This is a genomic window from Pseudomonas sp. P5_A2_2, from assembly GCF_054177685.1.
Genome location: NZ_JBGCUL010000122.1, coordinates 1 through 8,952 on the forward strand (window position 1 = coordinate 1; position 8,952 = coordinate 8,952).

The 8,952-nt window shown below is 60.8% G+C and carries 7 protein-coding genes and 1 pseudogene; 5 read left to right on the top strand and 3 right to left on the bottom strand.

What is annotated here, in order from left to right:
- Nucleotides 1-81: 81 nt before the first annotated feature.
- Nucleotides 82-1,128 carry a flagellar motor protein MotB gene (motB, locus tag ACXRVY_RS10835; protein ID WP_223462513.1) on the bottom strand — a complete coding sequence of 349 codons (1,047 nt, stop codon included), beginning with the start codon at nt 1,126-1,128 and terminating at the stop codon, nt 82-84.
- 164 nt (nt 1,129-1,292) lie between these two features.
- The gene (gene motA / locus ACXRVY_RS10840) at nt 1,293-2,144 is read right to left on the bottom strand and encodes a flagellar motor stator protein MotA (protein WP_108218404.1); all 852 of its coding nucleotides are present in this window, start codon (nt 2,142-2,144) and stop codon (nt 1,293-1,295) included.
- 167 nt (nt 2,145-2,311) lie between these two features.
- On the opposite strand from motA, the gene ACXRVY_RS10845 reads away from it, so the two are divergent.
- The 3 genes from ACXRVY_RS10845 to asd are packed head-to-tail and all read left to right on the top strand — an operon-like array spanning nt 2,312 to nt 5,586.
- The gene (locus ACXRVY_RS10845) at nt 2,312-3,850 is read left to right on the top strand and encodes an HDOD domain-containing protein (protein WP_458237372.1); all 1,539 of its coding nucleotides are present in this window, start codon (nt 2,312-2,314) and stop codon (nt 3,848-3,850) included.
- Nucleotides 3,851-3,891: 41 nt separating this feature from the next.
- The gene (rhdA, locus tag ACXRVY_RS10850; RefSeq protein WP_223462511.1) at nt 3,892-4,707 is read left to right on the top strand and encodes a thiosulfate sulfurtransferase; all 816 of its coding nucleotides are present in this window, start codon (nt 3,892-3,894) and stop codon (nt 4,705-4,707) included.
- Between the two features lie 18 nt (nt 4,708-4,725).
- Complete coding sequence (asd, locus tag ACXRVY_RS10855; protein WP_458237373.1) at nt 4,726-5,586, top strand: archaetidylserine decarboxylase; 861 nt, start codon at nt 4,726-4,728, stop codon at nt 5,584-5,586.
- Nucleotides 5,587-5,706: 120 nt separating this feature from the next.
- Here the strand turns inward: asd and serB are convergent, their stop codons facing one another.
- A complete protein-coding gene (serB, locus tag ACXRVY_RS10860; protein WP_108218400.1) occupies nt 5,707-6,921 on the bottom strand; it encodes a phosphoserine phosphatase SerB in 1,215 nt (404 codons plus the stop codon).
- Nucleotides 6,922-7,056: 135 nt separating this feature from the next.
- Here serB and ACXRVY_RS10865 point away from each other — a divergent pair, with 135 nt between their 5' ends.
- Both ACXRVY_RS10865 and ACXRVY_RS10870 read left to right on the top strand, forming a co-directional pair.
- Nucleotides 7,057-8,580, top strand: a complete 1,524-nt coding sequence (locus tag ACXRVY_RS10865) for an AhpA/YtjB family protein (protein WP_223462510.1) — start codon at nt 7,057-7,059, stop codon at nt 8,578-8,580.
- Nucleotides 8,581-8,796: 216 nt separating this feature from the next.
- Nucleotides 8,797-8,952: pseudogene (locus tag ACXRVY_RS10870) on the top strand (IS110 family transposase); the annotation flags it as partial.

Sequence of the window (8,952 nt, forward strand, 5' to 3'; positions counted from 1 at the left end):
CTCAAGTCCCGAATCATCCGTGGGTTTTAACGTAGAAAACGCCAATAAAAAAGCCGACATCGCTGTCGGCTTTCTTGTCGGTCACTGCTTGGGCGGTTCAGCCGGTTTGGCTGGCTCGCCCGGCTTCAGCGCCGGGTTATCAAACAGGTTCAGACGCTCACGCAGTTCGTGAGCCGGCAGCGGTTCCTTGTCCGCCGGCAACGCATTCGGGTCGACCGGTGTAGCCGGTGCGGCTCCCGGAGCCGCCGAACCTTGCGGCGCATTAGGAGCAGGCTCCACACCTTGCGAACCTTCGATCGCACGCTGGGCTTTCTTGGTCAGCACCACGATGTCGATACGACGGTTCACCGGGTTGAACGGATGCTCGCGATCGAACAGGGCCGACGAGGCATAACCGACCACCCGTGCCACCTGCGCTTCCGGATAGCTGCCCGCCACCAGCGCACGACGCGCGGCGTTGGCACGGTTGGCCGAAAGCTCCCAGTTACCGAAATCGCCGGTGCCGGTATACGGCTTGGCGTCGGTGTGGCCGCTGATGCTGATCTTGTTCGGCACCGCTTTGATGGTGTCGGCCAGAGCCAGCAGGATGTCTTCGAAATACGGTTTCAGACGAGCCGACCCCGAGTCGAACATCGGGCGGTTTTCTGCGTCCATGATCTGGATACGCAGGCCGTCCTGCGTGATTTCGAACAGGATCTGATCCTTGAACTTCTGCAGTTGCGGGTTCTCTTCAACCTTGTTCTGCAGTTCTTGCAGCAACAGTTCGAGGCGTTCTTTCTCGACCTGCTCGGCCATGCCTTCAACCTGGTCGGTATCGATGGTGACCTTGTCCGGCTGCGGCTGGGACTTCACTTCGGGGTTGAGGGTGTTTTCCGGCGCCAGGGTCGGGGTGCCGCCCAGATCGATGATGTACGGCGTGCCGCTTTCGGAAAAACCGATCGGGTCCTTGAAGTAACCGGCGATGGCAATCTTCTGTTCCGGCGTGGCGGTGGACAGCAGCCACAACACCAGGAAGAACGCCATCATCGCTGTGGCGAAGTCCGCGAAGGCGATTTTCCAGGCGCCTCCGTGGTGTCCGCCGGCGATGCGCTTGACGCGCTTGATGATTATCGGCTGATTGTTTTCCATAACCTAAGTGCTCTGTCTCACAAATACTGTTCCTTTTTGGCAGTGCCTGTTGTCGCCATACCGCGTTGCCGCTCCTCGCCATAGCGGGCTATGACTCGTCGCGGCGCCTTGTCTGGCAACAACAGTCACTTGCCAAAAAAGGAACGTATTTGCGAAACAAAGCACTAACGACCGCGAACCGCTTGTTCCAGCTCGGCGAAGCTTGGACGGTGCGCCGGGTACAGCACCTTGCGTCCGAACTCCACGGCCAGCGATGGCGGCATGCCGGAAGCCGAAGCCACCAGCGAGGCCTTGATGGCTTCGTAGACGTTCAGTTCTTCCTTGGCATCGTGGGCCAGGGAATGGGCCAGCGGGCCGAAGAAGCCGTAGGCGGCGAGAATACCGAAGAAGGTCCCCACCAGTGCCGCACCCACGTGCAGGCCGATAGATTTCTGATCGCCCTCCCCCAGCGAAGCCATGGTCACCACGATCCCCAGTACCGCCGCGACTATACCGAAACCGGGCATGGCGTCGGCGATGCCGTTCACGGCGTGGGATGGGTGTTCCAGGTCTTCCTTGAGGCTGAACAGTTCCATGTCGAACAAGCCTTCCAGCTCGTGCGGAGCCATGTTGCCGGAGGACATGATGCGCAGGTAATCGCAGATGAACGCGGTCATGCGCTCGTCCTTGAGAACAGTCGGGTACTTGGCGAAGATCGGGCTCGCGGCGGCATCTTCGATGTCGCCTTCGATGGCCATCATGCCTTCGCGGCGGCTCTTGTTGAGGATCTCGTAGATCAGGCCCAGCACTTCAAGGTAGAAGCCATGATTGAAACGCGAGCCGAACATGCTCAGGGACTTCTTGAGCACGTGCATCGTCATGTGGCCGGGGTTGGCCTGCAAGAATGCGCCAAGGGCGGCACCGCCGATGATCATGACCTCGAAAGGCTGGATCAGGGCGGCAATTTTGCCGTGGGAAAGCACGTATCCGCCGAGCACGCTCGCGAATACGACGATGATGCCGATAATTTTAGCCATAGGTTAGGGGAGCACTTACTGAGTCGGGTTCAAGGTCATATTCGGAAGTTAAAAAATCTCTTCTTCTCCTTATCGGCAAAACTGCGCCAGACTATAGGCAGTTCAGGCGAAAAACTGATTTGACCCCATCCGGGCCCAGGTAATGTTGACGATGATCGCCTCCCACCATGGTTAACGAAACGAACGTTCCAACCCCGAAACCGACCACTCTCGAAGGCTGGGTCAAGCTTCTCGATGGCGTGCGCCTGCCGGTTCCGCAAGCCAGCCACGACCGTGTCTGCACGGCCATCCGCKACAATCGCAGCTCGCTGCGCGATATCGCCGACCTCATGCAAGGCAGCCCGGCCCTGGCCTTGAGTGTGATTCGCGAAGCCAACCGGCACACCCATGGCGGCATGACCGAGCCTGCGGAAAACCTCGAGATCGCGATCAATCGCCTCGGCCTGAAGCGCACCGAAGAACTGCTTGCGCGGCTTCCCGCCGAACCCCAGTCCGAGATTCCCAAAGTCTTGCGTCAGCTGCAGATGATCAGCCAGCACGCCACGCAACAGGCCAACGGTTTTTTTGCCAGTCGCCTGGCACGCCTGTGGCAGGACATCCACTGGGGCAGCCTGCTGTTTCTATCGCCCCTGTGGCCTTTGGCGCTGACTCATCCGAAACTGCTCGAAGAGTGGGAGCTGCGGGTCATCCATAAAGGTGAGTCGGCACGCAAAGTCGAACAGCAATTGTTTGGCGTACGCCTGCTGGACATCGGCCAGGCGCTGGTGGAGGTCTGGCGATTGCCGATCTGGGTGCAGCAGGGTTATCGCCTGTTGCTCACCGAGCAGCGGGAACTGGTGAAAGTCCTGCGCATCGCCCGTGACAGTGAGCATCCACTGCGCCAGCAGAACCGTCTCGATGACGATCCGACCCTGCGTCGCTGGCTCAATCAGCCGGCCAACACAGTGCTACTGGCCAACGGGCTGGCGCTGTCGGCGCAACACGCCTGGAACAGCCCGCACAGTGAGCGCTGGCAATTCCTGACCAGCCTTTACCTGCAAATGCCGATGGACGAGGTGCAACAGCAACTGCACCAGCAAGCCGCCAACAGCGCACGCCAACACGCCATGCCCGACCTCTGGCACCCTGCCGAATCGCTGATCTGGCCGTGGGGTATGAACCGTGTCCACGCAGGCTTGCTGCCGGCAGCGGCACCCAGCGCCGAAGACCTGGCGAAGTGGCGTAAACAATGTGCCGAATTGCTGGTCGAGCCGAGTCGCTTCACCAATGCCATACACCTGACCATCGCCGCCCGGGACGCTCTGGTGGCCTGCGGCATGCGTCGGGTGATGATCCTGATGGCCGACCGCACTCATGCCAACCTGCGCGTGCACCAGACGGTCGGCCTGCCGAAGGAAGCGGCCGGGTTGAACTTCGTGGTCAGCCAGAGCAACGTCTTGCAACGCCTGCTCGCGCAACAGGCCCAAGTGCGCCTGACACCAGCCAACAACGCGCAATTCTCGGCCCTGCTGCCCAACGGCCTGCGCTCACAGTTCAGCGGTGAACACCTGCTGCTGCGTTCACTGGTCAACAATGGCCGGGTGATCATGATCGTCGTGGCGGATCAAGGCGGCGGGCCCTTTTCGGAAATTTCCGTACAGGCCTTCGGCAAAACCGCACAGTGCATCGAGAAAGCCCTGCACAGCTTTAGCCACCGTGGCCAATAAGCTGCGTTACAATCCTCCCTTTTGTGCTCTGGAGACCTCACATGTCTGACTTCTCTGGCTTGCCGCTGGTGATCGAGCCGAGCGACTTGCTCCCTCGCCTCGACGCCCGCGAACTGATTCTGGTGGACTTGACCAGTCCCGCCCGCTACGCCGAAGGGCACATTCCCGGCGCGCGCTTTGTCGATCCGAAACGCACGCAGCTCGGCCAGGCCCCCGCACCGGGGCTGATGCCCCCGCAGGCAGCACTCGAAACGCTGTTTGGTGAATTGGGACACAACCCCGACGCGGTCTACGTGGTGTATGACGACGAAGGCGGCGGTTGGGCCGGGCGCTTCATCTGGCTGCTGGATGTCATCGGCCACAGCAAGTACCACTATATAGATGGCGGCCTGCGGGCCTGGCTGGCGGAAGGTTTGCCCATGTCGATCCAGATCCCGCCACCCGTGGGTGGCCCGGTTCCACTGACCTTGCACGATGAACCCACCGCCACCCGCGAATACCTGCAAAGCCGTCTCGGCGCCGCCGACCTGGCAATCTGGGATGCACGCGGACCGCTGGAGTACTCCGGCGAGAAAGTCCTCGCAGCCAAGGGCGGGCACATTCCCGGCGCGGTCAATTTCGAATGGACCGCCGGCATGGATCAGGCGCGCCAGTTGCGCATCCGCACCGACATGCAGCAGATCCTCGAACAACTCGGGATCAGCAAAGACAAAGAAGTGATTACCCACTGCCAGACTCACCATCGTTCTGGCTTCACCTATCTGGTGGCCAAGGCTCTCGGTTATCCGCGGGTCAAAGGCTACGCCGGCTCCTGGGGCGAATGGGGCAACCATCCCGATACCCCGGTAGAAATTTAAGATTTTTAAGGACCGTTAATGAACAAGCGTCTGTTTCTCCTCGGCCAGTACCTGCTGCCCCACAACTTGCTCTCGCGACTGGCCGGCTGCATTGCCGAATGCCGCGTGCGCTGGTTCAAGAATGCCTTTACCGCCTGGTTCGCCAAGCGTTACCAGGTGGACATGTCCCTGGCGTTGGTCGAAGACCTGACCGCCTACGAGCACTTCAATGMGTTCTTCACCCGAGCATTGAAAGACGGTGCCCGTCCGCTGGACGAGACCCCGGGCGCGGTCCTCAGCCCCGCCGACGGCGCGATCAGCCAGCTCGGCCCGATCGAGCACGGTCGTGTGTTCCAGGCCAAGGGCCACAGCTTCAGCGTGCTGGAACTGTTGGGTGGCGATGCGGCAAACGCTGCGCCGTTCATGGGTGGCGACTTCGCGACCATCTACCTGTCGCCGAAGGACTACCACCGCGTGCACATGCCACTGGCTGGTACCCTGCGCGAGATGGTCTACATCCCGGGTCGCCTGTTCTCGGTCAACCAGACCACCGCTGAAAACGTTCCGGAACTGTTCGCCCGCAACGAGCGCGTGGCGTGCATTTTCGACACCGAACGCGGGCCGATGGCCGTGGTGCTGGTGGGTGCGATGATCGTGGCTTCGATTGAAACCGTCTGGGCCGGTCTGGTGACGCCGCCGAAGCGCGAACTGAAAACCTTCCGCTACGACGAAGCCGCACGCGCGCCGATCCACCTGGAAAAAGGCGCAGAACTGGGTCGCTTCAAGCTGGGTTCGACCGCTGTCGTGCTGTTCGGGCCGGATCAGGTGAAGTGGGCTGAAGAAATGACCGCCGGTACAGCGGTGCAGATGGGTCAGGGCATGGGCTCACCGAAGGCCTGATTTGTACGCAAACCTGTAGGAGCGAGCCTGCTCGCGATGAGTGAATAGGCGACGCGTGCATTCAGAAAGCCCGCGTCATCGTTAACGTCCATCGCGAGCAGGCTCGCTCCTACAGTTGTTTTAGAGCTGGCCGTCGCGATCGCGGAAGCCCAGCAAGTACAACACACCATCCAGACCCAGGGTCGAAATCGCCTGCTTGGCCGACTGCTTGACCAGCGGCTTGGCGCGAAATGCCACGCCCAACCCGGCAATCGCCAGCATCGGCAGGTCGTTGGCACCGTCGCCGACCGCAATGGTCTGCTCCAGGCGCAAACCTTCCTTGTGCGCCAGTTCCTTCAGCAAATCGGCCTTGCGCTGCGCATCGACAATCGGCTCGACCGCCACGCCGGTGACTTTGCCGTCGACCACTTCCAGCTCGTTGGCAAACACGTAGTCGATACCCAGCTTGGCCTGCAATTGCTTGGCGAAGTAGGTGAAGCCGCCCGACAGAATCGCAGTCTTGTAGCCCAGGCGCTTGAGCTCGGCGAACAGGGTTTCGGCGCCTTCGGTCAGGCGTAGCGAGGCACCGATGGAATCCAGTACATTGACGTCCAGACCTTTGAGCAAGGCCAGGCGCTCCTTGAAGCTGGCGCGAAAATCCAGCTCACCGGCCATCGCCCGTTCGGTGATTTCCGAAACCTTGTCACCCACACCGGCCGCCTTGGCCAGTTCATCGATCACTTCGGCTTCGATCAGCGTTGAATCCATGTCGAACACCGCCAGGCGACGGTTGCGCCGGAACAGCGAATCTTCCTGGAAGGCGATGTCGACGTTCAGTTCCTGGGCAACGCTGAGGAATTCGGCACGCAGCGCCTGCGGATCAGCCGCCTCGCCACGCACGGAAAACTCGATGCAACCCTTGCCCTTGTCGGCCGGCGTATCCAGCGGCATACGCCCGGACAGACGATCGATGTGGTCGATGTTCAGGCCATATTTGGCGGTGATCGAGCTCACGGCCTGCAACTGCCCGGCTGTCACCTTGCGGGTCAACAGGGTCACGATGTGGCGTTTTTTACCCTGGTTGCCGACCCACTGCTGGTAATCCTCTTCGGACACCGGCGTGAAACGCACCTGTTGATCGAGCTCGTACCCCTTGAACAGGATGTCCTTGAGCACGGACTTGCCTTGTTCGGTGTCGGGAATTTCAACCAGGATGCCGAACGACAAGGTGTCGTGGATCACCGCCTGACCGATGTCGAGAATGTTCACACCACCCTGGGCCAGAACGCCGGTAATGGCCGCAGTCAGACCCGGACGGTCGACTCCCGTGATGTTTATCAGGACGATTTCGCGCAAGGCGCACCCCCGCAGGTGGAAAAAAAACGCATTCTACCCACTTTCAGTGACCATCGGGCACCGCGAGCGCTTTGACGGCCTAGGGCCTGTCGCTATACTGCGCGTCAACTTCACGGACAAAAGAGCCGAGCTCAAGTGAACCGGCCCACGCCAGTAAAAACCGACAACTTCTTCCTGCTGATCTTCCGGGCACTGCGCCACCGCCGTGTACCGATTGCATTGCGCATCGCCAGCCATAACGTGATCCTGGTCGCCCTGGCCCTGGTCATCTATGCCGGTGTGATGGGCTTGCAGTTCAAGCAGGCCATGCACGAGCAGGCGGATGCGCTGGGCGAAAGCCTGACTACGCAGACGGCCACCTCGGCCACCGAGCTGTTGGTGTCCAACGACATCCTCAGCCTCAACGTGCTGCTCAACAACCTGACCAAGAACAAACTGGTGGCTCACGCTGCCATCTACAGTCCGGACAACCGTATCCTTGCCGAGTCCGGCCAGCGCCCCAAGCATGGCCTGCTGGGCGAAGCCGAGGGCATGTACCAGAGCAAGATCACCTTCCAGGACGTGACTGCCGGGCAATTGCGTATCAGTCTGGACATGGACCAGTTCCAGCAGCCGATGACCATCAGCCTGCAGAGCATGGGCATTTTGAGCGCCATCCTGCTGGCCCTGTCTCTGGCCTTGAGCCTGCGCATGGGGCGTTATCTCTCCACGCCGCTGCTGCAATTACGGGTGTGGCTGCGCAATATCGATGAATACACCCCGGCCACCGACCGCCAGGACGAAATCGGTGACCTGGCGCGCCAGCTGCACGCCAACTTCGCCCCGGAGCCCGCCCCAGTGCCGGAACCGGAGCCGGAACCAGAATTCGACGACATGGATGACGAGGCCGACCCGGCCTTCGAAGTCCGTAACCTGCGCGACCCGAGTTTCGACGAGAGCCGCCCCGTAGCCGCGCTCAAGCCAGCGCCACGGCAAATCGTCAGCACCGTCGAAGACGACGATGACGAAGACCCGTTCGCCGATCTGCGCGATGAGTCGCTGGACAGCACCCCACAACCGGTGATCCGCAAGGCCACGCCGAGCGTGCCGCAACACAGCGCGGTGCTGGCGGTGCAGTTGGGCTCCCARGAGCAACTGCGACGCCTGCCGCGGGCGCGGCTTGAAGAACTGCTCGAACGCTATCGCGATTGTCTCGACCAGGCCGCTTCGCTGTATCAAGGCGAAGTGGAGACCTTGAACGACGGCAGCACGCTGATGCTGTTCCACACGGAAGACTGCGGTGACGATTACCTGACCAACGCCATTTGCTGTGGCGAGCTGCTGCGGGCCCTCGGCCACCAGTTGCAGATCGAAGTCGCGGACAGCGGTATCACCCTGCAATTGCAGCTGGGCCTGACACTCGGTGACGAACTGTTCGGCCTGAGCCAGATCGACCTGCTGCTGACCGACTCCGCCCAGGACGCCCTGGCCCTGTCGCAACACAGCCGCAACCTGCTGCTGGTGGAGCGCAAGATCAGCGACGACGCGTTGATCCGCCAGCGTGCACGGATCCGCCCGATTGCCAGCCCTGAAGGTGCATGCTGCGTGGAGCGGTTGATGGAGCCGTATCCGTCGATGCTTGAACGGCAATTGGCGCGGATGCATGAGCGCCGGGCTTAAGCCTTGACCCCGATGTGAAGAAGCCCGCAGATGAGCGATCGTCTGCGGGCTTTTCATTGCCTGGATGGGCCTCATCGCGAGCAAGCTCGCTCCCACATTGGTCTCTGTGAATACAATTCTTGCGTACGACCCCGCCCCCTAATGAAATGGCTACCCCCGCCGCCCCCTGTGATCGACCACTAAGCTTTCACAGGGGGCTTATCGGAGATCATTGCCATGAGCAAAGTAGCTATTGCCGCCATCGATCTGGGAAAACACACCTTTCATCTACATGCACAGGATGATCGTGGTCACGAGCTGTACCGCAAAAAATTCAATCGGGTAGCGCTCATGCAGCACCTGATGAACCTTGAGCCCTGCACTGTCGTGATG